General features: G+C 58.0%; 26 protein-coding genes and 1 pseudogene. 13 read left to right on the top strand and 14 right to left on the bottom strand.

From position 1 onward, the window contains the following. Positions 1–10 precede the first annotated feature (10 nt). Together ACIOVB_RS12340 and ACIOVB_RS12345 are read left to right on the top strand one after the other, a co-directional pair. Positions 11–484 (top strand): annotated as a pseudogene (locus ACIOVB_RS12340) (gluconokinase); the annotation flags it as partial. Positions 485–566: 82 nt separating this feature from the next. Then, positions 567–1919 (top strand): GntP family permease, encoded by a 1353-nt coding sequence (locus ACIOVB_RS12345; protein ID WP_187679335.1) that lies wholly within the window; start codon positions 567–569, stop codon positions 1917–1919. A gap of 62 nt (positions 1920–1981) precedes the next feature. On the opposite strand, the gene alaC is transcribed toward ACIOVB_RS12345, so the two are convergent. Next, positions 1982–3199 (bottom strand): alanine transaminase, encoded by a 1218-nt coding sequence (alaC, locus tag ACIOVB_RS12350; RefSeq protein ID WP_401267992.1) that lies wholly within the window; start codon positions 3197–3199, stop codon positions 1982–1984. A 139-nt stretch (positions 3200–3338) separates the two neighbouring features. Here alaC and ACIOVB_RS12355 point away from each other — a divergent pair, with 139 nt between their 5' ends. The 3 genes from ACIOVB_RS12355 (at position 3339) to ACIOVB_RS12365 (ending at position 5364) form a co-directional block, all read left to right on the top strand. Next, the gene (locus ACIOVB_RS12355; protein ID WP_311882642.1) at positions 3339–4001 is read left to right on the top strand and encodes a LysE family translocator; all 663 of its coding nucleotides are present in this window, start codon (positions 3339–3341) and stop codon (positions 3999–4001) included. 68 nt (positions 4002–4069) lie between these two features. Next, complete coding sequence (locus tag ACIOVB_RS12360) at positions 4070–4564, top strand: GyrI-like domain-containing protein (RefSeq protein WP_401267995.1); 495 nt, start codon at positions 4070–4072, stop codon at positions 4562–4564. A gap of 311 nt (positions 4565–4875) precedes the next feature. Beyond that, entirely contained in the window at positions 4876–5364 is a 489-nt protein-coding gene (locus ACIOVB_RS12365; protein WP_401267998.1) for a GNAT family N-acetyltransferase, read from the top strand. Between the two features lie 198 nt (positions 5365–5562). Here the strand turns inward: ACIOVB_RS12365 and ACIOVB_RS12370 are convergent, their stop codons facing one another. From ACIOVB_RS12370 to ACIOVB_RS12385, 4 genes are all read right to left on the bottom strand, one after another. Further along, positions 5563–6249, bottom strand: coding sequence for a dTMP kinase (locus ACIOVB_RS12370; RefSeq protein ID WP_401268001.1), 687 nt, complete (start codon positions 6247–6249; stop codon positions 5563–5565). A gap of 442 nt (positions 6250–6691) precedes the next feature. After that, positions 6692–7753 carry a hypothetical protein gene (locus tag ACIOVB_RS12375; protein ID WP_401268004.1) on the bottom strand — a complete coding sequence of 354 codons (1062 nt, stop codon included), beginning with the start codon at positions 7751–7753 and terminating at the stop codon, positions 6692–6694. A 274-nt stretch (positions 7754–8027) separates the two neighbouring features. Beyond that, positions 8028–8633 carry a pyridoxamine 5'-phosphate oxidase family protein gene (locus ACIOVB_RS12380; protein WP_401268007.1) on the bottom strand — a complete coding sequence of 202 codons (606 nt, stop codon included), beginning with the start codon at positions 8631–8633 and terminating at the stop codon, positions 8028–8030. Positions 8634–8651: 18 nt separating this feature from the next. Further along, positions 8652–9137 carry a GNAT family N-acetyltransferase gene (locus tag ACIOVB_RS12385; protein WP_401268009.1) on the bottom strand — a complete coding sequence of 162 codons (486 nt, stop codon included), beginning with the start codon at positions 9135–9137 and terminating at the stop codon, positions 8652–8654. 140 nt (positions 9138–9277) lie between these two features. Here ACIOVB_RS12385 and ACIOVB_RS12390 point away from each other — a divergent pair, with 140 nt between their 5' ends. From ACIOVB_RS12390 to ACIOVB_RS12400, 3 genes are read left to right on the top strand one after another with little or no spacing between them, the layout of a single operon-like run. Continuing rightward, positions 9278–9703 carry a YybH family protein gene (locus ACIOVB_RS12390; protein WP_401268012.1) on the top strand — a complete coding sequence of 142 codons (426 nt, stop codon included), beginning with the start codon at positions 9278–9280 and terminating at the stop codon, positions 9701–9703. A 40-nt stretch (positions 9704–9743) separates the two neighbouring features. Beyond that, positions 9744–10088: a YciI family protein gene (locus tag ACIOVB_RS12395; RefSeq protein WP_008081988.1), complete on the top strand. Its 345-nt coding sequence runs from the start codon at positions 9744–9746 to the stop codon at positions 10086–10088. Then, positions 10081–11310 carry an RNA polymerase sigma factor gene (locus ACIOVB_RS12400; protein WP_401268015.1) on the top strand — a complete coding sequence of 410 codons (1230 nt, stop codon included), beginning with the start codon at positions 10081–10083 and terminating at the stop codon, positions 11308–11310. The genes ACIOVB_RS12395 and ACIOVB_RS12400 overlap by 8 nt, the downstream gene beginning before the upstream one ends. Before the next feature lie 149 nt (positions 11311–11459). On the opposite strand, the gene ACIOVB_RS12405 is transcribed toward ACIOVB_RS12400, so the two are convergent. Continuing rightward, positions 11460–12185 (bottom strand): SDR family oxidoreductase, encoded by a 726-nt coding sequence (locus ACIOVB_RS12405; protein WP_401268018.1) that lies wholly within the window; start codon positions 12183–12185, stop codon positions 11460–11462. A gap of 111 nt (positions 12186–12296) precedes the next feature. On the opposite strand from ACIOVB_RS12405, the gene ACIOVB_RS12410 reads away from it, so the two are divergent. Beyond that, on the top strand, positions 12297–13133 hold the full coding sequence (locus tag ACIOVB_RS12410; protein ID WP_401268021.1) for a LysR family transcriptional regulator: 837 nt from the start codon (positions 12297–12299) through the stop codon (positions 13131–13133). A gap of 7 nt (positions 13134–13140) precedes the next feature. Here ACIOVB_RS12410 and ACIOVB_RS12415 read toward each other — a convergent pair whose 3' ends face one another. Then, positions 13141–13995 (bottom strand): LysR family transcriptional regulator, encoded by an 855-nt coding sequence (locus ACIOVB_RS12415; protein WP_187679323.1) that lies wholly within the window; start codon positions 13993–13995, stop codon positions 13141–13143. An 89-nt stretch (positions 13996–14084) separates the two neighbouring features. Here ACIOVB_RS12415 and ACIOVB_RS12420 point away from each other — a divergent pair, with 89 nt between their 5' ends. After that, on the top strand, positions 14085–14522 hold the full coding sequence (locus ACIOVB_RS12420) for a multidrug/biocide efflux PACE transporter (RefSeq protein WP_401268024.1): 438 nt from the start codon (positions 14085–14087) through the stop codon (positions 14520–14522). A gap of 151 nt (positions 14523–14673) precedes the next feature. On the opposite strand, the gene ACIOVB_RS12425 is transcribed toward ACIOVB_RS12420, so the two are convergent. Then, positions 14674–15429 (bottom strand): SDR family NAD(P)-dependent oxidoreductase, encoded by a 756-nt coding sequence (locus ACIOVB_RS12425; protein ID WP_401268027.1) that lies wholly within the window; start codon positions 15427–15429, stop codon positions 14674–14676. A gap of 121 nt (positions 15430–15550) precedes the next feature. Here ACIOVB_RS12425 and ACIOVB_RS12430 point away from each other — a divergent pair, with 121 nt between their 5' ends. After that, the gene (locus ACIOVB_RS12430) at positions 15551–16447 is read left to right on the top strand and encodes a LysR family transcriptional regulator (protein WP_401268029.1); all 897 of its coding nucleotides are present in this window, start codon (positions 15551–15553) and stop codon (positions 16445–16447) included. A 127-nt stretch (positions 16448–16574) separates the two neighbouring features. Here the strand turns inward: ACIOVB_RS12430 and ACIOVB_RS12435 are convergent, their stop codons facing one another. From ACIOVB_RS12435 to ACIOVB_RS12450, 4 genes are all read right to left on the bottom strand, one after another. After that, positions 16575–17297 carry a TylF/MycF/NovP-related O-methyltransferase gene (locus ACIOVB_RS12435; RefSeq protein WP_187679319.1) on the bottom strand — a complete coding sequence of 241 codons (723 nt, stop codon included), beginning with the start codon at positions 17295–17297 and terminating at the stop codon, positions 16575–16577. Beyond that, positions 17294–18160, bottom strand: coding sequence for a hypothetical protein (locus ACIOVB_RS12440; RefSeq protein ID WP_401268031.1), 867 nt, complete (start codon positions 18158–18160; stop codon positions 17294–17296). Before ACIOVB_RS12440 ends, ACIOVB_RS12435 begins: the two co-directional genes overlap by 4 nt. A 167-nt stretch (positions 18161–18327) precedes the next feature. Continuing rightward, positions 18328–19941, bottom strand: a complete 1614-nt coding sequence (locus ACIOVB_RS12445) for an inorganic phosphate transporter (RefSeq protein ID WP_187679317.1) — start codon at positions 19939–19941, stop codon at positions 18328–18330. Positions 19942–20249: 308 nt separating this feature from the next. Further along, positions 20250–21272: a transporter gene (locus ACIOVB_RS12450; RefSeq protein ID WP_401268033.1), complete on the bottom strand. Its 1023-nt coding sequence runs from the start codon at positions 21270–21272 to the stop codon at positions 20250–20252. Positions 21273–21547: 275 nt separating this feature from the next. Between ACIOVB_RS12450 and ACIOVB_RS12455 the strand changes: the two genes are divergently transcribed. Together ACIOVB_RS12455 and ACIOVB_RS12460 are read left to right on the top strand one after the other, a co-directional pair. Then, complete coding sequence (locus tag ACIOVB_RS12455; protein ID WP_401268036.1) at positions 21548–23170, top strand: methyl-accepting chemotaxis protein; 1623 nt, start codon at positions 21548–21550, stop codon at positions 23168–23170. Positions 23171–23279: 109 nt separating this feature from the next. Continuing rightward, entirely contained in the window at positions 23280–23726 is a 447-nt protein-coding gene (locus tag ACIOVB_RS12460; protein WP_401268039.1) for a hypothetical protein, read from the top strand. 207 nt (positions 23727–23933) lie between these two features. Here the strand turns inward: ACIOVB_RS12460 and ACIOVB_RS12465 are convergent, their stop codons facing one another. Together ACIOVB_RS12465 and ACIOVB_RS12470 are read right to left on the bottom strand one after the other, a co-directional pair. Beyond that, positions 23934–24239, bottom strand: coding sequence for a PepSY domain-containing protein (locus ACIOVB_RS12465; protein ID WP_007917758.1), 306 nt, complete (start codon positions 24237–24239; stop codon positions 23934–23936). A 151-nt stretch (positions 24240–24390) separates the two neighbouring features. Then, positions 24391–25518 (bottom strand): glycerophosphodiester phosphodiesterase, encoded by a 1128-nt coding sequence (locus tag ACIOVB_RS12470; protein ID WP_401268041.1) that lies wholly within the window; start codon positions 25516–25518, stop codon positions 24391–24393. Positions 25519–25613: the final 95 nt, after the last annotated feature.

The raw sequence follows: 25613 nt of genomic DNA on the forward strand, positions 1-25613 counted from the left end.
CAAGTCGTGAGTCAGCGAGGCCCTGTGCCTATTGAGCTGCGCCACTGCCATTGAAGGCGATACTTTTCATCCGGCCGCGAACATCGAAAAGATGAGCGCGGGGATCCCCCTGAACGACGACGACCGCGCCGGCTGGCTCGACAGCCTGTGCGATGAATTGCGTCGCGTCGATGCCTCGGGCCAGCGCCCGGTGCTGACCTGCTCGGCCCTCAAACACAGTTACCGCGAAGTGCTGCGCAGTGCCTTGCCGGGCCTGGGCTTCGTGTTCCTGGAACTGACGCCTGAAGTGGCCGCCGAGCGTGTATCCCACCGCCCGGGCCATTTCATGCCGGCCACGTTGATCGAAAGCCAGTTCGCCACCCTCGAATCGCCCAAGGGCGAGCCGTTGACTCTGGCGTTGAATGCATCGATCCACAGCGTTGAAGAACTGGCTGAACAAGCTCACGTCTGGTGGCGGGCCAACGGCCTGAAACAGGCGGTATGAGTGTGTCCATGCAGATAGCGCTGTCCTCACGACTTCTGATTAACCCGCTTTAATAACAACAACAAACCAGGAGACACCCCCAATGTTTGGCATGTCCCACGACGCCTACCTGCTGCTTGATGCAGTGGTCACGGTGATCGGACTCATCATCCTGATCACCAAGTTCAAGATTCACCCGTTCATTGCCCTGACCATCGCCGCCGCGTTCCTCGGCCTGACGTCCGGCATGCCGATCGGCACCATCATCAAGGCGTTCCAGGACGGCTTTGGTGGCGTGCTCGGTTTCGTCGGCATCATCCTCGCGCTGGGCACCATGCTCGGCAAAATGATGGCCGAGTCGGGCGGGGCAGACCAGATTGCCCAAACCCTGATCCGCGCGTTTGGTAAAGACAAAGTCCAGTGGGCAATGATGTTCGCCGCGTTCCTGGTGGGCATTCCGCTGTTCTTCGAAATCGGCTTCGTGCTGCTGATTCCGCTGGTGTTCATCGTTGCCCGCCGCACCGGCGTGTCGATCATCAAGATCGGTATCCCGCTGCTCGCCGGCCTGTCCGCCGTGCACGGTCTGGTGCCACCGCACCCGGGTCCGCTGCTGGCCATCGGCGTGTTCGGCGCTGATATCGGCAAGACCATCCTGTACGGTCTGATCGTTGCGCTGCCGACCGCCATCATTGCCGGTCCGATCTTCGGTACGTTCATCGCCAAGCACATTCCGGGTCACCCGAATCAGGAACTGGTCGATCAACTGGCCCGCGAAAACGATTCCGCCGTCCTGCCGAGCTTCAGCATCACCCTGATCACTGTGCTGCTGCCGGTGTTCCTGATGCTGCTGAAAACCTTTGCTGACGTGGCGCTGCCGGACGGTAACTTCTTCCGTACCTGGATGGACATGATCGGTCACCCGATCTCGGCACTGCTGCTGGCGTTGCTGCTGTCGCTGTACACCTTTGGCTACAAACAGGGCATTGGCTCCAACCAAATGCTCAAGTGGCTTGATGCGAGCCTGGCGCCAACCGCGGCGATCATTCTGATCATCGGTGCTGGCGGCGGCTTCAAGCAGATGCTGGTGACCAGCGGCGTGGGCGACGTGATCGGCCACATGGCGGTCAGCGCGCAGATCTCGCCGATCCTGCTGGCGTGGCTGGTGGCGGCGGTGATTCGTATCGCCACCGGATCGGCGACTGTGGCGACCATCACTGGCGCAGGCATTGTGGTGCCGGTGGTGGGGATGATCCCGGGCGTCAATCGTGAGTTGCTGGTGCTGGCCACCGGCGCCGGTTCGTTGATCCTGTCCCACGTCAACGACGCCGGTTTCTGGCTGGTGAAGCAATACTTCAACATGACCGTGGCCGAGACGTTCAAGACCTGGACCGCGATGGAAACCATCCTCTCCATCGTCGCGCTGGGCTTTATCCTGCTGCTGTCGCTGTTCGTATAAGCGACTTTTTGCAGACACAAAAAAACCGCAGCGATGCGGTTTTTTTGTGCCTGGATCGGTCGTCAGTTAGTCGTTTTCGGCGTCAACCCATCCGCCCGGAACATCCCGCGAATGCCGCGTACAGCCTGACGAATCCGGTCCTGGTTTTCGATCAGCGCGAAGCGCACATGATCGTCGCCATACTCACCAAAACCCACGCCCGGCGAGACGCAGACCTTGGCTTCGGCCAGCAGCTTCTTGGCGAACTCCAGCGAGCCCAAGTGCGCGTATGCCTCGGGAATCTTTGCCCAGACATACATCGACGCTTTCGGATTCTCGACCATCCAGCCCAGCTCATGCAGGCCTTTGACCAGCACATTACGCCGCTGGCGGTACTGCTCGGCGATGTCGCGCACGCACTGCTGATCGCCTTCCAGCGCAGCAATCGCTGCCACTTGCAGCGGGGTGAACGTGCCGTAGTCGTGGTAACTCTTGATCCGCGCCAGAGCGTTGACCAGTTCTGGATTGCCGACCATGAAGCCGATACGCCAACCGGCCATGTTGTAACTTTTCGACAGGGTGAAAAACTCCACCGCGATGTCCTTGGCGCCCGGCACCTGCATGATCGACGGGGCTTTCCAGCCGTCGTAGACGATGTCGGCGTACGCCAGGTCGTGGATCACCAGCACGTCGTATTGCTTGGCGAGGGCGATCACCCGTTCGAAGAAATCCAGCTCCACGCACTGCGCGGTCGGGTTGGACGGGAAGCCGAGGATCATCATTTTCGGCTTGGGGATCGAACCGCGAATCGCCCGCTCAAGCTCGGCGAAGAAGTCCACACCGGGCACCAGCGGCACCGAACGCACCTGGGCGCCAGCAATCACCGCGCCGTAGATATGAATCGGGTAGCTCGGGTTCGGCACCAGTACGGTGTCGCCCTGATCCAGCGTGGCCAGCATCAAATGCGCCAGGCCTTCCTTGGAACCGATGGTGACGATGGCCTCGCTTTCCGGGTCGATATCGACCTCGTAGCGTTGCTTGTACCAGTTGGAAATCGCCCGGCGCAGGCGCGGAATGCCCTTGGACGTGGAATAACCATGGGTGTCTTCGCGTTGAGCAACTTGTACGAGTTTTTCGACAATGTGCGGCGGCGTAGCGCCGTCGGGGTTGCCCATGCTCAAGTCGATGATGTCTTCACCGCGACGCCTGGCGGCCATCTTCAGCTCGGCGGTGATGTTGAAAACGTAAGGGGGGAGTCGATCTATGCGCGCAAAGCGGCGCGGCGAACCTTGTTCGGCCATTGTTGCCTCGGATAACGTAAGCGCCCGGAACCGTCCGAGCGACGCTGGTCACTGCGGTGACCTGTTGGCGAAGATAAGGGCAGTGATGGCAGACTGTCCAGTCTGTGCGTAAACAAATTTTTCCCAAGGAAATCGGTAGATGGAATTCACCAGCGGCTTCTTGCTGAGCCTTTCGCTGTGCCTGGACATCGGCGTCGCCAACATCGCAATGATCACTTTGGCGATGCAGCGCGGTTACTTTCAAGGCTTCGCGCTGGGCCTTGGCACTTGTGTCGGCGACTTGATTTACGCCGTGCTGGCGCTGGCCGGGATGACCGTTCTGCTGCAATACGAAACCGTGCGCTGGGTGCTGTGGATCGGCGGTTCGGCGCTGCTGATCTACTTTGCCGCGAAGATGATTTATTCGGCGATTCACCACGAAGCGCTGCTGGCTGAAACCGCCGAAGTGGGGCACAACTCCCATCGCAAGGAGTTCTTTCGCGGGATCTTCCTGGCCATGTCCTCGCCCAGTGCAATTCTGTGGTTCGCCGCAGTCGGTGGCACGCTGATCGCCCGTTCCGGTGGCGGTGGCCCAGTCAGTTCGGCGCTGTTCCTCGGTGGTTTTCTCTGCGCCGGGCTGCTGTGGTCAGCCGGTTTGTGCTTCGCCGCCAGCCACGGAGGCAAGCTGCTGGGCGACAAGCTGTTGCGCTACTCCTATATGGCATCTGCGGCGATCTTCTGCTATTTCGCGGTTTACGTGATCGTATCCGGCTACAACGAGTTTGTCGGCTCCGGTGCCGTCGAGCAGCTGCACGCACTGTAATCGTGCGAATCGGCATGGGCTTTCTATACTCACCAGCCGAACCCCTTTTTTGTTCCAGGAGTCGAGTCATGGATGAGCAAACACGCGTCGAAGTGGCTGAACCTCGCTTCGAACATGGACACTTTCTGCTGATAGCAGGTTTTCGCGGTCGATTTACCCAAGAGACCGCCAAGGATATCCCGGCGCTGTGGGAAAAATTCCTGCCGCACCTGGGGCGCATTCCTGGCCAAAAAGGCGAAGTGACCTACGGGGTCTGCTGCAATTTCGACGGCAAGGGTGGCTTCGATTACATCGCCGGGGTGGAAATAAGCAAGCTCGATGATCTGGATCAGAAGTTGTATCAATGGGTCGAAGTGTTACCCCGCCAGTACGCGGTGTTCGAACATACAGGGCCACTCGACCAGTTGCCGCAGACCCTGCAGTACATCTACAAAACCTGGCTGCCGAGCTCTCACTATGTGGAGCTGAACGCCCCGGAGCTGGAGCGCTACAGTGCGGACTTCAATCCGAAACTGCATACCGGCAAGCTGGAAATCTGCGTACCGGTCGACAGCAAATCCTGAGCCGACAACGCTGAGGCGGATCACTGATCCGCCTCTTGTTTTCAACGCTGTTTACGGCGCGCCCGCATCAGGTCGATGCCCAGGGTGATAAAGCCGAATGTACTGATGCCCAACACCATCAACAGGCCAATCTCAACGCTGCTCATAAGCGGTTTCCCCCAAGGGTAGTCAGAGACACCCCACAGAAATAGCCCCCCGCGAACCCGAAGAAAAGCGCTTATACGCAGGCTTTACGCCGCCCGCGCGGATCGATATGCACACCTTATTCCTTTATGCTTTGCGCACTTTTCCCCGCTGATTTTCGAGCTGCCATGAACACCGTCATTCGCAACGTCACCGCCGCCGACCTGGACCGCTGCTACGCCATCGAAACCGTTGCCTATGAAGGCGACGAAGCTGCCACTCGCGAGAAGATCGCCACGCGCATTGGGACCTGGCCGGAGGGTTTCATCGTTGCCGAGGTGGGCGGCGAGGTCGCGGGTTTCATCAACTCGGGCGCGGCGTTTGACGTGCAGATGTCGGACGAGGCGTTCAAGGAACTGATCGGCCACGACCCGGCCGGGCCGAACGTGGTGATCATGTCAGTGGTGGTGCATCCAGACTATCAGGGCCAAGGCCTGGCCAAGCGCTTGATGGCCGAGTTCATCGAGCGTATGCGAGGGATGGATAAAGCGACGATTCACTTGATGTGCAAGGAAAAGCACATCCCGCTGTATGCCGGGTTTGGCTTTGCCTACATCAAACCGTCTGAGTCGGACCATGGCGGCATGGCGTGGCACGAGATGATTCTGACCCTGTAAACACGTCCCCCTGTAGGAGCTGCCGAAGGCTGCGATCTTTTGATTTTGGGTTTTAAGATCTAGATCAAAAGATCGCAGCCTTCGGCAGCTCCTACAGGGGATGGTGTGTCAGTAGAGGGTGTCTTGCACCCGCTTCGGCGCCTCGCGGTCGTACGTGTCGGCATCGAACTGGCCGTCGTTGGATACGTTCGTTGGTTTCTACTCCCTACAAAGAATGCTCTGGACTGCAGTCACCGCCTTATCGAGTACGGCTTCCTCACTTAGATCGGTTGTATCGATTCTTATCCAGTTCACCAGACCGCATCGCTCATAACTGGATCTAACTCGATTCTGATAGTCAATGAAGCCCTTCTGGGGATCTGCATTGGCGCCGTCATAGGCTCCACTCTCGCTAAGGCGAAATGATCCTTTTCTCTGTGCTGCCAGTGCCGGATCAACATCTAAAAAAATTACGAAGTCAGGTTTTCTAATCGTTGAGAACATTGCCAACGCATTCTCAGCCAAATCAGTACTCTTAAGCAGGAAGCGCGCTAGGTATTTATAGTGCCAACCATCGGAGATGCAGCTTGCGCCAGAATTGATCAAAGGTGTTATAGCCGCATGATCTGTGGCCTGAAACCACGCAGTGATGAGGCTCATCCAGTGTTTGTCACCTAATTGTTCAAGGGGAGCGTTGTCCGGATAATCCCATAAGACTTCACGTAGCCGAGACATATGAAACTCTGTATAGCCTGTAGGCACTGGAGGACGATTTTTGTCTATATAGTGCAATGCAGAATGGGACTGAAAAATTCTGTCATATGTTGCTCGCGCAACCGTTGATTTTCCAGCGCCATCGGTACCTTCGAATGCAATAAATACTCCCTTATCCAAAGAATAATTCATGAAAAACCTCCTAGGTAAGCTTCAGTATCTAAAGAGTTTCTTCCACTTCCTTCTATTAGCGGTCTAAAGCCTTCTCTTTGATAAATTTCTGACATTTTTTTACCGAGTGTATTTAGAAAGTCGACGGAAGGACGCGCTTTTGTGGAGTAGTGTGAGCCGGCGTCGGGGTGGAATACTGCAACCGCAGGCACCACTCCCATGTTTCCGAAATACTCGATTCCTTAAATTATTGACTCTAAAGGTTCCATGCCAGCTACAAAACCCGCGTAAGGCAAATGATGCGGCACTCAGCGAGTCGACAATGTAATGACCAATAAAGGAGAAGAAAATCAGTGATCCAATCATATCTCCCAATCTGGAAAATATTAGCGGTGCAGATAGTTTTAATATTTCCATACGATGGACCGCTTGTGGCATTCCAAGGGGAGCTAACTGTGAGTGTTTAATCCCATTCTTTGAGTAAGGTTGTTAGGCGTGGGGTCTGGGATGCAGCAAAGTATTTTTTTCTGAAGTAGTACTCGCACATTGATATTTTATGTATGGTTTGTTTGCGCTCGTTGAACTCATTGTCTAGTGCGGCAAGAGAAGTTTTTGTCGTTGGATAGATGTCTTTTGTTTTTAGCAGGTCCTCAATTGCTAGGAATACCAAGTCCATGTAGTCCAATATCTCTTGGATGTAGGATCTGCATTCCGTCTCTGTAGTTGCTCCTTGCCTGGCCAAAACAAAAAACTTGTTTTTGATGGTTTCGAATCCTTCAACTCGATACATATTTGAGTATACCCACTTATAGTGCTTGTTCGAAGTACCAGTGAGGTAGGTGAAACTCATGGACGTCTTTAGCATCATGTCTCTGGCTATCTCACAACCCATCCATAGATTTCCCGACTGCCAACAGCCTTGAATGTCCTGAAACGCGTAAAAGACGGGGAGTTTCTCACGATGTGCAATGTAGATATGCTTGTCTAAAGGGATTCTTGATTTTATAGATTTGAATCTTTCTTCGTTTGTAATGGCATGTCCGATAATAGAGCGATGAATGATGTTGTTTTCTGTATTTGTTAGTATCGGGTTATATAGGAAGCGCTGATCAGAAATTACCTCGGTAAACGCCTTGTCGATTTTTTTGTATATATCTTCAATTTCCGAGAAGGTGATGTAGTCAGCGTCAATGTGGATGCTGGTGTCTCCATAGAAGTCGGTTGTGTTGTGGACTTCTTCGTTTTTCGTGATATGGCGATAATCTTCGTCTGTGACAAACGCGTGTTCGATATCTTTAATGCTTCTCGCTGTAGGGCGTTGCTCGCAGAGAATGATGCAGTCGATGTCAGAGTGAATAGTTCCTATGCCCTCTATTAGAGAGCCAGAAACAATTAGAATGCTTGTCGGTTCTAAAAAAGCTTTCTCTAGAAGATAGTTTTTCGGTATGGAAATTTTTCCATCCAGTATGATTATTTCATTATTGGTGATTTCTGATTTTGAAGTCTTAATTAGAGTGTTTGTCACACGGTGCTCCCCGGGGATGTCGAGTGCTGCTGTGCTTTAAGTGTCGGTCTCCATGTCGGAGTCCGTTTTTCGAAAATGGTAATCTATTGAGTAATTAATAAATTGACTCATGGCTAAAACCTAGAGTGTTTGACAGTGGGTCGTCAATCTCTAGAATAAAAATCAGAATTTACTTACAGGGTTTTATAAGTTTTGGTGAGTTGAGGTTTTTTGCGTGGGATAACTCTTACAGGGTGATTACAAAATCCTGTAAGAGAACATCAGATCTGGTTTTTCAATAGAGGCTGTCACGCACTCTGGTCGGCGCCTCGCGGTCGTAGCTGTCGGCATCGAACTGGCCGTCGTTCAAACGCTTGTGAAAGGCTCCGGCCGTAGGCAGCGCCGAGCGCGGCAGATGCGTTTCAGGGTTCCACGCATCCGAGCGCACAAACGCTTTCGAACAATGGAAATACGCCGCTTCCACTTTTACCAGCAACACGGTTTTCGCCGGTTTGCCGTTCACTGCAAAACTCTCCAGCAACACCGGCTCGGCGCTGATCGACGCCGTGCCGTTGACCCGCAACGTCTCGCCAATCCCCGGAATGATGAACAGCAGCGACACCCGCGGATCGTGCAGCACATTGCGCAAGGTATCGATGCGGTTGTTGCCCGGACGATCCGGCAGGGCCAGGGTGCGTTCGTCGATGATCCGCACAAACCCCGGCGCATCACCGCGTGGCGAATTGTCGAGGCCATCAGCGCCCACCGAGCTGACAATCACCAACGGCGACACGCGCACCATCGCCTGATAGTCCTCGTTGAGAAAGGTGATCTGCTTGCGCACCGCACGCTCGTGGGGCAATCCGTAAATAGCTTCCAGTGCTTCAATTGAGTCGATCATCGTGCTTCCCTCGATGACTTAGAAAAACAGGCCCATGCGTCGCTCGTACCCGATTCGGCCCTTGTAGGCTTCGCCGCTGTCGACGTAGCCATGTTTGGCGTACAGGGCGATGGCGGCGTCATTGTCGGCGTCCACCGACAATTCCAGCCCTTTGATCTCCGGCCATGCCTGGCGTGCGACTTTGGGCAGTGCTTGCAGACACGCCTTGCCGTAACCCTTGCCCTGCGCCCGGCGATCCACCTGCAACGCATGCAACGTGGCGCTGTGTTCATCGGCCCAGGCCGGTAACACCGGCGGGCGCTTGAGCAGCAGGAACGCCACTGGCATTTCATCCGCCAGCAGCGCAAAACCCTTCACGCCGGGGCCGGGTTTCGACAGCAAGGTGTGCAACGCGCCATGAATGTCGCCGGAAAACTTGATCTGCTCGGGATGGATTTCAATCGCCTCGACTTGCTGACGCTGCAATGCGTTCAGGCTGTCGTACGGCACGAGTTGGGCTGACACGGGAATTTCCTTTTTCCTACAAAGATGAGTCCGGATTCTAGCGACTTTGCTTCCTGCGGAAATTTTTTGTTTCGTCTGTCGATCTGCCGATTGGCCGAACGACTAAAGGTGTCTTCACAACAACAATCACGGAGAACACCATGAGCGCACAGACTGAAATCCAGACCCTGATCGACACCTATCGACAGGCCGTCATGGCCAAGGACGTGGAGAAAGTCATGGCGTTGTACGCCGACGACATCGTCTCGTTCGATGCAATCAAGGCCCTGCAATTCAAGGGCAAACCGGCCTACCGCGCGCACTGGGTGGAATGCATGGAAATGTGCCCCGGCCCGCACATCTTCGAATTCCACGAGATCGTCATCGAAAGCGCCGACAACATTGCCTTCGCCCATTGGGTGGCCAATTGCGGCGGCACCAACGAGAAGGGCGAAACCCAGAGCTGCTGGATGCGCGTCACCGCGTGCTATCGGCAGGTTGGCGGGGCGTGGCGCATTGTCCACGAGCACTGGTCGGCACCGTTCGATCCGATGAGCGGCGCGACGCTGTTCGAAGTGCAGCCCTGATCTTCAGCCATAGTTGATCCGTTCGTTTCAGGAGAACGCCATGAAATATCTTTGCCTGGTCTACAGCGATGAGCGCTTGCTGCACTCGTCGCCCGACAGCCCCGAGGACGCCGAGTGCTGGGCCTACGCCGAGTCGATTCAGGGCAGCGGGCGGATGGTCGCCGCCGAAGCGCTGGAGTCGGTGCAGACCGCCACCACGGTGCGCATGCGCAACGGCAAACTGTCGATCACCGACGGCCCGTTCGCTGAAACCAAGGAGCAACTGGCCGGCTTCTACCTGATCGATGCCAAGGATCTCAACGAGGCGATCCAGGTCGCCGGCAACATCCCGGCGGCCCGGGTTGGCAGCGTTGAAGTGCGTCCCGTGCGCCAGTTGAATGTCTGAAGTCAGGGCGCGGGTCGAGCAGGTCTATCGCGAAGACTCGCGGCGGATTCTGGCGACGCTGATTCGTCTGCTCGGTGATTTCGATCTCGCCGAAGAGGCCTTGCACGAGGCTTTTTTCGTCGCGGTCGAACGCTGGCAGCGCGACGGCGTGCCGGACAATCCGCGCACCTGGCTGGTGTCGACCGGGCGCTTCAAGGCCATTGATGTGTTGCGTCGTCGTGCACGGTTCAAGGCCTCGCAGCCATTGTTGTTGGCGCAGCTGGAAGAGCTGGAGCAGGCCGACTGGAGTGACGAAGACGTGGAAGACGATCGCCTGCGGCTGATCTTCACCTGCTGTCACCCGGCGCTGGCGGCAGATGCGCAAGTGCCGCTGACCTTGCGCGAAGTCTGCGATCTGACCACCGAAGAAATCGCCCGCGCCTTTCTCTCGGCGCCGGCGGCGATTGCCCAGCGCATCGTACGGGCGAAAGCCAAGATCCGTGACGCGAAAATCCCTTATCAAGTGCCGAGCCTGAGCGAACTGCCCGAACGCCTGGACAGTGTGTTGCGGGTGATTTATCTGGTGTTCAACGAGGGCTATTCGGCGTCGATGGGCGCTGAGTTAACGCGGGAAGATCTGACCCGTGAAGCAATCCGGCTAGGGCGGTTGTTGATGGAGTTGCTGCCGGAACCGGAGGTGATGGGGCTGTTGGCGCTGATGCTGCTGCACGAGTCGCGACGGCCGGCGCGCACCTCGCCGACAGGGGAGCTGGTGCTGCTGGATGATCAGGATCGCTCGCAGTGGGATGCCGGTTTGATTGCTGAAGGTTGTGCGCTGGTGGAAAGGGCGCTGACCACGCGGCGGTTCGGGCCGTACTGTCTGCAAGCGGCGATTGCGGCGGTGCATGCCGAAGCGCCGACCGCCGAGGACACCGATTGGGAGCAGATCGTTGGGCTGTATGACGTGCTGTCGCGGGCGGTGCCGTCGCCGGTGATCGAGTTGAACCGGGCAGTGGCGGTGGCCAAGCGTGACGGGGCGTTGGCCGGGTTGACGTTGATCGAGGGGATATTGGCGCGAGGGGAGTTGCAGGATTACCACTTGGCGCATTCGGCGCGGGCGGAGTTTTGTCGGCAGTTGGGCCGGGTTGAGGAGGCGCGGGCGAGTTATTTGCGGGCGCTGGAGTTGACGCGGCAGGAGCCGGAGCGGCGGTTTATCGAGGGGCGGTTGAGCGAACTCGATTGATCTGAAATCTTCAATGGCAGCGCCGGCCTCATCGCTAGCAGGCTAGCTCCCACAGGGTTCGGGGTTGAACACTGCATTTGTGACCGACATCAATCACTGTGGGAGCTAGCCTGCTAGCGATTAAGGTCCGAAGGACCTTCGGCGTTTTGTCAGGCTTGTTGGCGGGTCGCAGCCATAACGATTTCGCGGATGCAAACGTTTTGCGGCTGCTCATACGCATAAGCAATCGCCGTCGCCACATCCTCGGCACTCAACACCGTCCCGCCCATTTCCTGCTTCCAGGCCTGATACCCGGTCTTGATCGCCTCATCCGTGGTGTGGCTCAACAACTCGGTCTCCACCGCCCCCGGCGCAATCGTGGTCACGCGCACGTTATGCGGCGCCAACTCTTCACGCAGGTTTTCCGACAGGCCATGCACGGCAAACTTGGTGCCGACATATGCCACGTGATTCGGGAAGGTCTTGCGCCCGGCCACTGAGCTGACGTTGATGATCGTCCCGTGTTTACGCTCGACCATCCCGGCCACCACCGCGTGCACACCGTTGAGCAAACCCTTCACATTGACGTCGAGCATCTGGTCCCACTGCGCCGGGTCCTGCTCTGTCATCGCGCCCAGCAGCATCACCCCGGCGTTGTTGATTAGCGCATCGGCCGGCCCGAATTGGGCCTCGGCTTCTGCCACCGCTGCGAGCAAAGCGGCGCGATCGGTGATGTCGACTTTACGGCTGAGGGTGTTCGGCAGCTCCAGCGCTTCAAGACGCTCAACCCGCCGCGCCAGCAACAGCAGCGGATGGCCGGCAGCACTCAAGCGGCGGGCGGTGGCTTCGCCGATGCCCGAACTGGCCCCGGTAATGATGATCAATGGCTTGCTCATGGATGCGCTCCTGAAATAAGAATTTCAAATGACTGAAGAATGGGCGCAGTATATTTTGCCCTGCCGAGGCTGAAAAATGCCTTATTCCTCTGTCTGTCATCGGAATTGCCTATGGATATCCGCCATCTCAAAGCCTTCCTCGCGGTGTTTGAGGAGCGCAACATCACCGCCGCCGCGCAGCGACTGTTCATCAGTCAGCCGACGCTGTCGGTGACCATCAAGCAGCTTGAAGAAGAACTCGGCGCGCCGCTGTTTGTCCGCCAGCCACGCGGGGTCGAGGTCAGCGATGAGGCGCGGTTGTTGTACCCGCAAGCGCGGCGCATGGTGGCGGAAGCCGAGGCCTTGAGCCGGATGTTTCGCGGTGGCGAAAACCGCCTGCCGTTGACCCTGGGTATCGAGGGCGATATTGCCGCCAGCCATATCGAAGCGTTCGTGCGCATGGCCCATCTGGCATTGCCGAATCTGTTGCTGACGCTGGAGGAAGGTTGCAGCGGTGAGGGTCGTTTGGCGGTCGAGGAGATGTGCTGCGAAGACGAGTTGTTCCTGCCGCTGTGGGAAGAACCCTATGTGATGGCGCTACCGCTGGATCATCCGATGGCGGCCGCGCAGGCCGGTTGGGCACCGATTGAAGACTGGATCACTTGCCCGCAGCATCCGTCGCATCAGCGTTTGATGGCGCTGTACGGGCGCTCGCCAGACGCGGTGGCCGGGCATGCCGGCTCGTTGCAGCAGGCGTTGCATATGGTCGCGGCGGGTGTCGGCGTGGCGATGTTGCCGCAGTCACTGGTGAACGGACATGGACGGGTGGTGGTGCGCGCGTTGCATCTGCCGGCGCCGACGCGGCGGGTGGGGTTGTGTTACGCGGCGCAGGCGCTGGAGTTGCCGGCGATGCGTGGGTTGCATGAGTATTTTCAGGTGAATCGGCCGGCGGATATTGCTGCCGCCTGATCGGCCGCTATTCCAGCATCTTGCTCAATAGCCAACTCCCCGCCGGCCCCGGCGGATACAGCCGCGACCACAGGGCATCGACAAACACCGGTTTCGGCCAGCCGCGCACGTTCAGTTCCACTAGCGTGCCATTGCCGAAACGTCCCACTAGCCAGCGCGGCAGTGGCGCCCAGCCGAAGCCCATTTCGGCCATTTCCATCAACATCAGATAACTCGGTGCCGACCACACGCGTCCCTTGGCGCGACTCTCGTAGGGATTGATGATCGTTGCCAGGCGCAGTTCGCGATGCTGTTCGAGGATGGCTTGATCGACATTTTTCAGCGTCGCCAGCGGATGTTCGCGGCTGACGAACAAGGCGATATCCGTGCGCTCGGCGACGGTCGAGGTCACCAGATCCGGTGGGTAGGTGTCCTGCATCTCGGCAAAGGCCAGATGCGCTCGACCGCGTTGCACCAGTTCGATCAAGTCATCGCATTCGGCGATCAGGCATTCCAGCTCCAGATCCGGATAACGCTGCTCGAAGCCCATCAACGCCGCTTCGAAACGCGCCGATTGGTAGGTGTCGGAAATCGCCACGGTCAGCTTTGGTTCGACACCTTGGGACAATTGTCGTGCGGTCATTTCCAGACGGCTGTTGGCTGCCAGAATCGCCTCGGCCCGTTGCAGCATCACGTGGCCAGCGGGGGTGAGGGTCGGTTTGCGGCTGCTGCGATCAAACAGGATCAGATCCAGATCAATCTCCAGACTCGCCACCGCCGCACTGATGGTCGACTGACTGCGCCCGAGTTTGCGCGCCGCCGCCGAAAACGAACCCTGGGTTGCCGCCTGGACAAACGCCAACAGCACTTCTTGCGAAGCCATGAACTATCGCCTTGATCGATGGTTATTGGTTATTAAGTATCGGTGCGGGGGTGGATCATGGCAACCATCTTCACTCAAGGAGTCAGGCCATGACTGCCCCTAAATCCATCACTGAACGTATTTTCCAGGCCATCGGTTTCGAACTGCTGGCGATCCTGATTTGCACACCATTGCTGGCGTGGATCATGCAAAAACCGCTGCTCGACATGGGCGCGGTGACGGTACTGATCGCGATGCTGGCGCTGGGCTGGAACGTGGTTTTCAACCGTTTCTTCGACCGCATGCTGGCGCGCATGAACGTCGCGCACAACGCCTGGGTGCGGGTGGTGCATGCGTTGCTGTTCGAGGGTGGCTTGATCGTGATGGGTGTGCCGCTGATTGCCTGGTGGTTGTCGGTCAGTCTGTGGCAAGCGTTGTTGCTCGACATCGGCGTGTTGCTGTTCTTTCTGCCGTACACCTACGTGTATCACTGGGGCTATGACGTAATGCGCGAGCGCTTCCTTACCCGCCGTGTCTGTGAGGGATAACACAAAAACTGCGGCAAATAAAAACCTGTGGCGAGGGGATTTATCCCCGATGGGTTGCGAAGCAGCCCCAAAAAATGGGCCTGCTGCGCAGTCCATCGGGGATAAATCCCCTCACCACAATGGCTATTTCCAAAAAAGTTTTTAGTGAGGTTTAGAGAAACATCCCGCCCGACGCCTCAACCCGCTGCCCATTGATCCACTGCGCACCCGGCGACAGCAGCAGTGCCAGCGCTCCGCCAATATCATCCGGCTGCCCCGCACGACCCAGCGCCGTATTGCTGGCAACCATCGCATTCACCGCCGGGTTGTCGCGCACAGTGCCGCCGCCAAAGTCGGTTTCAATCGCACCCGGCGCCAGCGTATTTACGGTGATCTGCCGTGAGCCCAGTTCCTTGGCCTGATAGCGGGTCAGTACTTCAATCGCGCCTTTCATCGCCGCATAAGCACTGGCGCCCGGGATGGTGAAGCGAGCAAGCCCGCTGGAGACGTTGATGATCCGCCCGCCATCGTTAATCAGTGGCAGGAGTTGCTGAGTCAGGAAGAACGGCCCTTTGAAATGCACGTTCATCAGCAGGTCGAATTGCTCCACGGTCGTTTCGGCGAAACTGACATGCAAACCGACCCCGGCATTGTTGATCAGGAAATCAAATCGCGGCCGATCAAAGTGCTGCAACGCCTGCTCGACCCGCGCGGCGAAGTCGGCAAAGCCTTCGCTGCGGCCGACATCCAGTTGCAGCATCACGGCTTTCGCGCCGAGTGCTTTGATTTCGCTTACCAGCGCCTGAGCTTCATCGGCGCGGCTGTTGTAGGTGCCGATGATGTCGATGCCGAGGGCTGCGAGATGCAGGGCGGCGTTTTTGCCCAGGCCACGACTGGCGCCGGTGATCAATGCAATTTTGCGGTTCATGGGACGTCCTCGGTTGCGGTGAGTGGTGATGGATCAAAGTTTATTTATCCGCCGCCAGGTGATAAACAGACTGAAATCGGAATCACTGTTCGGATGATTCGAACAATCAGAGAGTGGCCCCATGAACAAACTGGAACTGCTGCGCACTTTCGTCCGGGTCAGCGAGTTATCAAGTTTCACCCTCGCCGGAGAAAACCTCGGCCTGCCACGTTCAACGGTGTCCGAGCATGTGCAAGCGCTGGAAGCGCTGCTCGGTACGCGTCTGTTGCAACGCACCACACGCAAGGTGCAAGCGACGCAGGACGGCCTGGTTTTGTATGAGCGCAGCAAGGATCTGCTCTCGCACATGGACGAGATCGAAGGCTTGTTCCGTCAGGACGAAGCGTCGCTGACCGGGCGGATTCGCGTCGACATGCCGAACATTCTCGCTCGGCGTGTAGTGATGCCACGGCTGCCGCAGTTCATGGATCGCCACCCGAACCTGGAACTGGAAATCAGCAGCACTGACCGCCGCGTCGATCTGCTCAGCGAAGGTTTTGATTGCGTGCTGCGCGTCGGCGCGCAACCGGATCAGTCGGTGGTGGCGCGGCACCTGTGCGACGTCAGCATGATCAACTGCGCCAGCCCTGCTTACCTTGAACGCTATGGCGTGCCACAGACCCTGGAAGATCTGGCGCAGCATCGACTGGTGCATTACGTCGGCGTGCTCGGTTCGCGTTCGGAAGGGTTTGTGTATGAGGAGGAGGGGCAGATACGGCGTGTGCCAATGGCCGGCAGTGTCACGGTCAACAGCACCGATGCTTACGAGTCGGCGTGTCTGGGCGGCTTCGGGATTGTGCAGGTGCCCAATACCGGCCTGCGCTCGCATCTGCAAACCGGCGAATTGGTGGCGGTGCTGCCGCAATACAACGCGCCGGCGATGGGGGTTTCGCTGTTGTACGCGCGGCAGCGGCATTTGCCGTTGCGGGTGCGGGCGTTTATGGATTGGTTGGGGGAGGTGATCCGTTCCACTCTCTAGCCCACTACACCAATCAAAATGCAGGAGTAAGGCTGCTCGCGATAGCGGTTCATCAGTCTAGATCTGCACCGACTGACGCTGCTTCATCGCAAGCAGGCTCGCTCCCACACGTTTGCTCACGGCATGATCAAACGTGGAAGTAACCCACGCACGAATCAAACGGAAGGCGCTTGAGTTCGATTTTGTTCAGGTCCAGCACTTCACGCAGCGCTTTGGTTTCACCCGGGAAGTTGCGATAAGCCACTTCGTCCAGTACCACGATCGCGCCTTTAGGCATGTAGGGCAGGAAAGTTTCCAGCGCGACCTTGGTCGACTCGTACAGGTCAGTGTCGAGAATCAACATGGCCACGACCAGGTCCGGACGCGTCTTGACCCACTCCGGCACGGTCTTGACGATGTCGCCCTTGACCAGTTCGCAACGCGGAATACGGTTGACCGGACGCAGCAAGTCATTAGCGTCGATCATGTCCTGGATCAGCGACTGGTCGGTATCGGCGAACATGGTTTCGTTGACGTCGGCCGGATCGTCGGTCTTGCTGATGCTCTGGAAGCCTTCGAAGGTATCGAAACCCACGATCGAACGGTTGATCGCGTAGGGCTCCAGAATCATCGACAGGTGCATGTAGAGCATCAGCGAGTTGCCCTTGTACACGCCGCACTCGATGATCGCGCCCGGAATCTCTGCGACTTTCTTGAACAGCTCCATGCGCGACAGGGCAGCGGTCACACCGATGCGGTTGGCGAATACAAACGGTGCGTCCGCTACGTACTCGGCATCCACGCGCTTGAGGACATTGGCGCGGGTTTCGTTGTACTGAGCCTCGGCTGGGGTGATGCGACGCTTGGTCATTGCTGGATTCCTTGGAAATTCGAAAAATCGTGGGCGTGGAAATAATCTTTGAAACCGGCACCGACATCCGGACAGGCGCTGTCGACATTGATCGCGCCGCGCTGATGTTTGAGGTCATCCAGGTGCATCAGGCGGAAATCCACGCTGAAGCGGGTTTGCTGAGTGTGATTGGCCACGGTGCCGTGCAGGTGTGAGCCGGAGAAAATCAGCATTTCGCCGGTATTGCCGGCGATACGCAGTTCGGACGCGGTATTGATCTCTTCCTGCGGCACCGGATGCACGCGGACTTCGTCCTTGAGGTTGTCCTTGGCCTTGTGCCGCTGGTTGCTGATCCAGTCCGACAGGCTCCACTGACTGGAGGTGTTTTTCACCGGCACATCGAAGTAGCCGGTGTTGATCATCATCGTTTGATCCGGGGAAATGGTGTGCACCGGCATCCAAGTGTTGATCTGGCAATCGACGCTGCCATACCAGGTGTCGCGATGCGGCTTGTAGGCGTAGCTGACCCCGGCGTGCAGGTAGTCGTAATTGGGTACGACGCGGATGCGCGGCACGTCGAAGATGTATTCACGCGGATCGGCGCCGATCTCTTCGATAAAACTCAAAATCAGTTCTTTGACGCGCAGGCTGTTGGTGAACTGGCCCTTGAGGCGAGTCACCAGCACGACGAACTCTTCCACCGGCATCAGCGTGTGCAGCGCCTGGTGTTGGGTTTCACCGTTGAATGCAGCCGTGATGCTCTCTTGAGCAAAGGCACACAGTTGTTGGGCAGCGCGCAGTTGCGTGTTCAGAAAGATATCGCCGGCGTAGATGGCTTCCTTGAAGTCAGCTCGTTGTTGAAGCTGATTGATGTACAAATTCACTGTTGCCCTCCTGGAGACGTCGAGTGACTTAATAGTCGGCACCCGACCGACAAACTGAAGCGTTTTTTGACCACTGGCGCTTTGCGGCGAGGCTGGCAAGTTTCAAACCGACAAAAGAAATCCCGGTTTGCGCGGGGCCAGCCGGGATCTTTCGAGCGAATGTGAGCTTAGAACAATTGGGTGAACAACCAGTACAGGCTGCCCGACAACAAAATCGCCGCCGGCAACGTCAGCACCCACGCCATCAACAAATTGCGGATGGTCTTCATCTGTAATCCGCCGCCATTGGCAACCATGGTCCCGGCCACGCCCGAAGACAACACGTGCGTCGTCGACACTGGCAAACCGAACATGTCGGCTGCGCCAATGGTCAGCATTGCCACGGTTTCCGCCGACGCGCCTTGTGCGTAAGTCAGGTGGGTCTTGCCGATTTTCTCGCCGACCGTCACCACAATCCGCTTCCAGCCAACCATGGTGCCTAGCCCGAGCGCGATGGCCACGGCGATCTTCACCCACAGCGGAATAAATCGCGTCGCGTTGTCGATCTGCTGCTTGAACAGTTGCAGTTTGCCGCTGGTGTCGGCGTCGAAGTTGCCGACCTTGTTCTTGTCCATCAGGCGAATGGTTTCGCTGGCCAGGTACATGTCGTTACGCACGTTGCCCATGGCTTCGGCCGGGACTTTCGCCAGCGAGCCGTAGCCTTTGACTTCTTCACCGATGTGCCCGGTGAGGGCGGCGAGGGCGGGGACCAATTGCGGCGAGGCTTCCTTGCTGCGCATGTAATCCGAGAGGATCGGGCGCGGATCGGCCGGCGCCGGCAGCGGTGAACTTTTGACCAGCGCTTGCTGGGTGACTTGCGCCACGGCGGCGAACTGCAGTGATTGTTCTTCCGGCATGGTGCGATTCAAGGCGTAGGCCATCGGCAAGGTGCCGACCAGAATCAGCATGATCAGGCCCATGCCTTTCTGCCCGTCGTTGGAGCCGTGGGCGAACGATACACCGGTGCAGGTCAGGATCAGCAAACCGCGAATCCACCACGGTGGCGGGGTGTTGCCTTCAGGCGCCTTGTACAGCGAACGGTTCTTCACGAACGCGCGCAGCGCCAGCAGCAACAACGCCGCAAAACCGAAACCCACCAGCGGCGACAGCAGCAATGCGTAACCAATCTTCGTTGCCTGCGCCCAGTCCACACCAGAGGTGCCGTCGCGCCCGTGCATCAACGCATTGGCCACGCCGACGCCGATGATCGAGCCGATCAACGTGTGCGACGACGAGGCCGGCAAGCCCAGCCACCAGGTGCCGAGGTTCCACAGGATCGCCGCAATCAGCAGTGCGAAGATCATCGCGAACCCGGCGGACGAGCCGACCTGCAGGATCAGCTCCACCGGCAGCAACGCGATGATGCCGAACGCCACCGCGCCACTGGACAGCAGCACACCGAGGAAATTGAAGAACCCCGACCAGACCACCGCCACATTCGGCGGCAGCGAGTGGGTGTAGATCACTGTGGCCACGGCGTTGGCGGTGTCGTGGAAACCGTTGACGAACTCAAAGCCGAGCGCAATCAGCAGTGCCACGCCGAGCAGCAGGAACGGCGTCCACGTGGTGACCACGGTGCCGAGTTCGTGCATGTCGTGCATCAGGCTATAGGCCGTGAACAGCATCCCCATGGCCAGCACTGCGAAAAAGATCACGTAGGTGAACGGGCCGGTTTTCTTGTCGAGGGCGGGCCTGCCGCTGGGGGCAGACGTTTGGCGGGCGGTCAGGGAGGGAGTAGCCATGAGCGGACAATCCTGAGCGAGGGAAGGAATGTCGCCCATGATCGTTGCAGAATGTTACAGAGAGACTGCTTCAGGTCAGTGTTTGGTCTGTCAGCCGATTGATCACGACAACTGATGAAGTTCCCGGTGGCGAGGGGATTTATCCCCGATCGGCTGCGCAGCAGTCGTAAATACGGTGACCACTGTTTAACTGATAAACCAAGGTGTCGGGTTTTGGGGCTGCTTCGCAACCCATCGGGGATAAATCCCCTCACCACAAAAGCTGATGTCGCCCTGTAGAAGTTGCCGCAGGCTGCGATCTTTTGCTCTTAATAATCCCCGCGTTTACGAAACGCCCAGCGCCCGGCAATCACGGTAAACGTCGCCACCAGCGCGACCAATATCCAGAACCCCTCCGGGTCTTGCGACAACGGTACCCCACCCACATTCATCCCGAAGAAACCGGCAATGATGTTGATCGGCAGCGCCAGCACCGTCACCACGGTCAGGGTGAACAGTGTGCGGTTGCTCTGTTCGTTGAGGTTGGCGGCGATTTCTTCCTGAAGCAGTTTGATCCGCTCGCCGAGGGCAGTGAGGTCGTTGATGATCAGCGCAAATTCCTCGGTGGATTTGCGCAACTCCTTGACGTCCTCCTTCTGCAACCACGGCGGCGGGCGATTGAGCAGGCGCAGCAACGAACCCGGCTCCAGCGCCAACAGCCGTTGCAGACGTACCAGCACCCGCCGGTGGGCGCCGAGTTCGGCACGGTTGGTCGACAGCCGCGATGAGAGCAATTCGTCCTCGACCTGATCGACGCTGAGGCTGGTCTTGCGCACGATCTGCGTCAGCACTTCGCCCTGATCGCGCAGCAGGTGCACGAGCAATTCCGAGGGCGAGCGAAAGCGCTCGCCGGCCTTCACCGACGAACGCAATTTATCCACCGAATGCAGCGGTTGCAGGCGCGCACTGACGATCAGTTTGCTGCGCACGCACACCCACAGCGTCGACACATCAGAAGAGACCATGCTGCTTAGGTTGAACACCACGTCGTTGACCACCGCCAGCAATGCCGAGTCGACATGTTCGATGCGCGTCGAACGCGAGCCTTCGTGCAGCGCCTCAAAAAACTCGTCGGGCAATTGCAGATGGCTTTTCATCCAGCGCTCGCACGCCGCGTGCGCCAGGTTCAGGTGCAGCCAGAGGAATTCGCCGCTGTCGCTGTCGTCCTGCAGGCAGCGCAGTGCCGTCGCCGAATCGACCTCGCGGCCACGCTCACCGGGCAGAAAACGAAAGCCGTAGAGCAAGCCAAACAGGTCAGGATCGCGATGACTGATATCGAGGCTGTGGTTCATGAAGGCTCGCTGCGAGGTTGGCGTGAGACAGGGAATTCACAGATTCACCTGAGCCGCATCATCGCAATGTCACATGACGTTTGTGTGACGGCAAAATGACGTCAAATCAGCAACTTACCGGCGGTCGGATTTTTCTCAAGAAGCGCTCTGGAACGCCGATCACAGGTGCATTAGGTTGCGCGCCATTGGCCACGGGCCAAGGTTCGCTGACAGGGAAGTCCGCACCATTTCACGCTCGTTTCGGGCGTGCCTCATCCCTGTCTTGAGTACCTGCGATGCTGCAAAAATCCCTGAGAGCGCAAATTCTCGCCCTGCTGAGTGGCAGCCTGTTGGCGATGCTGTTGATCGCGCTGGCCTGTTTCCATTTCCTGTCCAACGGCGTGCAAAGCTACAGCCAGTTGATCGCAGGCCCCTTGCACACTTCGCAACTGATCGACGAAGCCAACCTGCAATTCAAGGTGCAGGTGCAGGAATGGAAAAACGTCCTGCTGCGCGGCAAGCAACCGGCAGACCTGGCCAAGTACTGGGGCCAGTTCGAAGACCGTCAGCGCGATGTGCAGAACATCCTCGGTGAACTGGCCAGCCAGAAAGGTATCGAGCCAAGTCTGAAAAACCGTATCGATCGTTTGCGCGACGAGCACCGTCAGTTGGGCGTTGCTTACCAGAAGGGTCGCGACGCCTATGTAGCGGCGGGCGGCGATCCAACGGCGGGAGACGTCGCTGTCAAAGGCGTCGACCGCGCGACCAGCGAGCAGATGAGCGAACTGGTGACCGAGTTGCGCAAACAGGGCACCGAGCAGTCGGCGCTGATCAGTGCCGAGGCTGATCGCACGGTATTGCTAGGCACCCTGGTGATGCTTGCTTCAAGTTTGTTGATTGGTCTGCTCAGCTTGTGGCTGGTCAACCGCAATCTGGTCGATCCGATCCGTAAGCTGATTGATTACGTGACCCAGTTGAGCCGAGGCAAATTGGCTGAGCGCGTCTCCAGCGACCGTCAGGATGAATTGGGCAACCTCGCCGCTGCCGCCAATACGCTGCGCGATTTCCTCGCTGAAACCTTCACCCGTTTGCAGCGCAGTGCCAGTGACCTGGACAGCGCCAGCGGCGAGTTGAACGCCATCGCCACCACCATGGCCGGCGGCACCAACGAGCAATTCAACCGCACCGATCAGGTGGCCACGGCAATGAACGAAATGTCTGCCACCGCCCAGGAAGTGGCGCGTCACGCCGCCGATGCGGCGCGCGCTGCCGACGATGCCGACCAGTCCGCCCAGCAGGGTGAAAAGGTCATGCAAAGCACTATTCACACCATCACGCAGATGCGCGGCGAAATCGCCAACACCGCCACGGTGATCCGTCGTCTGGAAGCCGACAGCGGCCGTATCGGCAAGGTGCTGGAAGTGATTCGCGGCATTGCCGAGCAGACCAACCTGCTGGCGTTGAACGCCGCCATCGAAGCGGCGCGGGCCGGTGAGGCCGGGCGTGGTTTTGCTGTGGTCGCCGACGAAGTGCGCAACCTGGCGCAGCGTACGGCGGAGTCGATCATCGAGATCAACCAGATCATCCAGAGCGTGCAGACCGGCGCGGTGGACGCCGCGCAAGCCATCGATAGCGGCCAGACCCGCAGCGATGAAAGCGTCGAGCAGGTCACCCAGGCCGGCGCGATGCTGGAGCGCATCACCCACGCGGTGGAAGCGATTCGCGACATGAACCGCCAGATCGCCACCGCCGCCGAAGAGCAGACGTCGGTAGCCGAGGACATCTCACGCAATCTGACCGAGATCACCTCCATCGCCAGCACCAACCTCGAAAGCGTCCAGCGCACCGAAAGTGCCAGCCAGAACCTGCATGGGCTGTCGGGGCAACTGAACGAAGTCACCGCGCGCCTGAGCGCCTGAACCGTTGACTGTGTACCGATTCGGATACCGAGTCGGTACACAGTCGATCTCAATTCAATGCGGCCATGGTCGATGACCGGTTATCCATAACCGGCATTGGAGCATTCCCATGGTCAGCATCACCTCTGTTTCGATCAACCAGACCCTCACCCCGTCGACCAGCAAAACCTCGATCAAAGACGTTGGCGAAGACACCTCGACCAGCGCAACGACGAGCAGCGGTGTAGCGGCCGATACCAGCAAAGTCGCCGCAGGTGGCGGCGCGGCGCCGGCGGGCGACAGCAGTTCCAGCAGCAGTGAAGAATCGGACTCGGTGAAAGAGCTGCGCAAGCAGATTGCCGAGTTGCAAAAGCAATTGCAGGAACAGCAACAGGCGCTGCAAGCGGCGCAGGCGAAGCAGGAAAGTGCTGAGGCGAAGGCTGCGGATGTTGCGGCGGCACAGGCGCAAATCTCCAGCACCTCAGCCTCGTTGCAAACCGCCACGGCGGCGCTGTTGCAGGCGTTGCAGGATTCCGACAGCAGCACCTCCGGCTCACTAGTCAGTACCTCGGTCTGATCGTCAGCGCATTTTCTGTGTGGGGGCAGGCTTTAGCGTCGTTCACCCGATCCTGTAGGAGCTGCGGCACGCTGCGATCTTTTGATTTTGTTTTTAAAGATCAAAAGATCGCAGCCTCGTTTCACTCGACAGCTCCTACAGGGATTTATGCCGGGCATGAAAAAGCCGCGCGATCATTAGATCGCGCGGCTTTGGGTACGCGGTGTATCAGGTGTCTTGCTTGTTGCTCAGTACCTTGCCGGTGGTGGCGTCGAAGTCCACGTCGAACTCTTTGCCATCAGCGGTTTTCAGCTCAACTTCATACTCATAACCGTTGAAGTGATTATCCAGGTCGGTGTCGGTGATCGTCGCACCCGGGTGCAGCTTCAGGGCTTCGGCGTTCATCGATTCCAGCGACTTGATCTTGCCGGACTTGACCAGCTCAGGGATCTGGTCGACGCGAACATCAGCCTGGGCCAGGCCAGCAGTCAGCGTCAGGGCAGCGGCGGTAAACAGGGCAGTCAAAGTTTTCATCGGTTCGTTCCTTGGGTTGCTTAAGTGCGTGTTCTGTTGGAGTGGGTTCAGATTAACCAGCGCAACTTAATTCACCCTTAAAACTCGCATCGTCCGCAGGATGCTCTTGTGGGAGCGAGCCTGCTCGCGATGCGGACACTTCGGTTACAGATCAGAACCCGTTGTTCTTCAACACCTGATCAACGCTGGCAGCGGCCGGGCGTTTATAGAACTTCAACAGTTCGCTGGCGCGGTTGGTGAAGATACCGTCGACACCAGCAGCCATTACTTTTTCGAAGTCCACCGGCTCATCGACGGTATAGACATGCACCAGCATGCCTTGGTCGTGGGTGTACTTGTTCATCCACGGTTGCACCAGATCGGAATAGCTCTGATCGCCACCCTTGGTCAGCTTCGCCGAAGGGCCGGTACCGATGGCGCCCTGAGCCTTGGCGTAATCGACCCACTGTTTGAACTCAGCTTCGGACTTCGGCTCCTGCTTGCCGTAGAAAGCGTTCTTGTCCTTCTCGCCCGACTCGGCAAACGTCACTTTGGATTTCGGCTCGATACTGCCTTCGCCGACCCACAACAGCAGAATCTTCGGCACTTGCGGCATTTCCTTTTGCAGCAGTTCGAGGCTGTTCTTCTCGAAGGTCTGCAAAATCACCTTGCCTTTGCCCTGACCGACGCCCAGTGGGCTTTTCGCCAGTTTAGAACCCGCCGGGCTCAGCCAGCCGCGATCCTGCAGTTTGTCTTTCAGGTCTTTCTCGATCCCCGGAAACAGTTGCGGCTCCTTGGTTTCGATGTACAGGCCCGGCTTGTGCTGCGGGTTGGCCTGGGCGATGTCGATGATTTCATCCAGCGTCAGAATTTTCAGGCCCGCGTAGGAAGGGCGGGCGCGATCCGGGTAGGCCTTGTTGTACCAACTGCCGGCGTCGAGGGTTTTCAGTTCGGCCATGGTGAAAGCCGTGGCCGGGCTGTCCTTGCGCTCCGGGAACTTGGTGGCGACGTCGGTGGTGCGTTGCAGGTTGTTGTCGTGCAGGGCGAACAGCACGCCATCCTTGCTGCGTTGCAGGTCCATTTCCAGGTAATCGGCGCCCAGATCGCGGGCCAGTTTGTAGGCCGCAGCGGTGGATTCCGGTGCATCAAAGGACGCGCCACGGTGGGCGATTACCGCCGGGTGCGGGATGCCATGCGTCGCAGCCACGGCGTCGGGCGTTGTCTGGCTGGCGGCATGCGCCTGACCGAAACCGAGCAACAGGCTCAGCATGAGGGCGCTTTTGGTGAAAGTGGCGGGCATGTTCGAATTCCTTTCGCAGGGCATTTTCAAAGACGTACCTTTTAACAACTGAATCGATCGGGTGCTATCGCGAGACCGACATAAACGTATTAAAA

Source organism: Pseudomonas sp. NPDC087639 (genome assembly GCF_044743385.1).
GTDB lineage: Bacteria > Pseudomonadota > Gammaproteobacteria > Pseudomonadales > Pseudomonadaceae > Aquipseudomonas.

What these genes read in the sequence shown, in the direction of transcription:
- ACIOVB_RS12345 (WP_187679335.1), top strand. Translation starts at nt 567, where the DNA reads ATGTTTGGCATGTCCCACGACGCCTACCTGCTGCTTGATGCAGTGGTC.
- alaC (WP_401267992.1), bottom strand. Translation starts at nt 3,199, where the DNA reads ATGGCCGAACAAGGTTCGCCGCGCCGCTTTGCGCGCATAGATCGACTC.
- ACIOVB_RS12355 (WP_311882642.1), top strand. Translation starts at nt 3,339, where the DNA reads ATGGAATTCACCAGCGGCTTCTTGCTGAGCCTTTCGCTGTGCCTGGAC.
- ACIOVB_RS12360 (WP_401267995.1), top strand. Translation starts at nt 4,070, where the DNA reads ATGGATGAGCAAACACGCGTCGAAGTGGCTGAACCTCGCTTCGAACAT.
- ACIOVB_RS12365 (WP_401267998.1), top strand. Translation starts at nt 4,876, where the DNA reads ATGAACACCGTCATTCGCAACGTCACCGCCGCCGACCTGGACCGCTGC.
- ACIOVB_RS12370 (WP_401268001.1), bottom strand. Translation starts at nt 6,249, where the DNA reads ATGAATTATTCTTTGGATAAGGGAGTATTTATTGCATTCGAAGGTACC.
- ACIOVB_RS12380 (WP_401268007.1), bottom strand. Translation starts at nt 8,633, where the DNA reads ATGATCGACTCAATTGAAGCACTGGAAGCTATTTACGGATTGCCCCAC.
- ACIOVB_RS12390 (WP_401268012.1), top strand. Translation starts at nt 9,278, where the DNA reads ATGAGCGCACAGACTGAAATCCAGACCCTGATCGACACCTATCGACAG.
- ACIOVB_RS12395 (WP_008081988.1), top strand. Translation starts at nt 9,744, where the DNA reads ATGAAATATCTTTGCCTGGTCTACAGCGATGAGCGCTTGCTGCACTCG.
- ACIOVB_RS12400 (WP_401268015.1), top strand. Translation starts at nt 10,081, where the DNA reads ATGTCTGAAGTCAGGGCGCGGGTCGAGCAGGTCTATCGCGAAGACTCG.
- ACIOVB_RS12405 (WP_401268018.1), bottom strand. Translation starts at nt 12,185, where the DNA reads ATGAGCAAGCCATTGATCATCATTACCGGGGCCAGTTCGGGCATCGGC.
- ACIOVB_RS12410 (WP_401268021.1), top strand. Translation starts at nt 12,297, where the DNA reads ATGGATATCCGCCATCTCAAAGCCTTCCTCGCGGTGTTTGAGGAGCGC.
- ACIOVB_RS12415 (WP_187679323.1), bottom strand. Translation starts at nt 13,995, where the DNA reads ATGGCTTCGCAAGAAGTGCTGTTGGCGTTTGTCCAGGCGGCAACCCAG.
- ACIOVB_RS12420 (WP_401268024.1), top strand. Translation starts at nt 14,085, where the DNA reads ATGACTGCCCCTAAATCCATCACTGAACGTATTTTCCAGGCCATCGGT.
- ACIOVB_RS12425 (WP_401268027.1), bottom strand. Translation starts at nt 15,429, where the DNA reads ATGAACCGCAAAATTGCATTGATCACCGGCGCCAGTCGTGGCCTGGGC.
- ACIOVB_RS12430 (WP_401268029.1), top strand. Translation starts at nt 15,551, where the DNA reads ATGAACAAACTGGAACTGCTGCGCACTTTCGTCCGGGTCAGCGAGTTA.
- ACIOVB_RS12435 (WP_187679319.1), bottom strand. Translation starts at nt 17,297, where the DNA reads ATGACCAAGCGTCGCATCACCCCAGCCGAGGCTCAGTACAACGAAACC.
- ACIOVB_RS12445 (WP_187679317.1), bottom strand. Translation starts at nt 19,941, where the DNA reads ATGGCTACTCCCTCCCTGACCGCCCGCCAAACGTCTGCCCCCAGCGGC.
- ACIOVB_RS12450 (WP_401268033.1), bottom strand. Translation starts at nt 21,272, where the DNA reads ATGAACCACAGCCTCGATATCAGTCATCGCGATCCTGACCTGTTTGGC.
- ACIOVB_RS12455 (WP_401268036.1), top strand. Translation starts at nt 21,548, where the DNA reads ATGCTGCAAAAATCCCTGAGAGCGCAAATTCTCGCCCTGCTGAGTGGC.
- ACIOVB_RS12460 (WP_401268039.1), top strand. Translation starts at nt 23,280, where the DNA reads ATGGTCAGCATCACCTCTGTTTCGATCAACCAGACCCTCACCCCGTCG.
- ACIOVB_RS12465 (WP_007917758.1), bottom strand. Translation starts at nt 24,239, where the DNA reads ATGAAAACTTTGACTGCCCTGTTTACCGCCGCTGCCCTGACGCTGACT.
- ACIOVB_RS12470 (WP_401268041.1), bottom strand. Translation starts at nt 25,518, where the DNA reads ATGCCCGCCACTTTCACCAAAAGCGCCCTCATGCTGAGCCTGTTGCTC.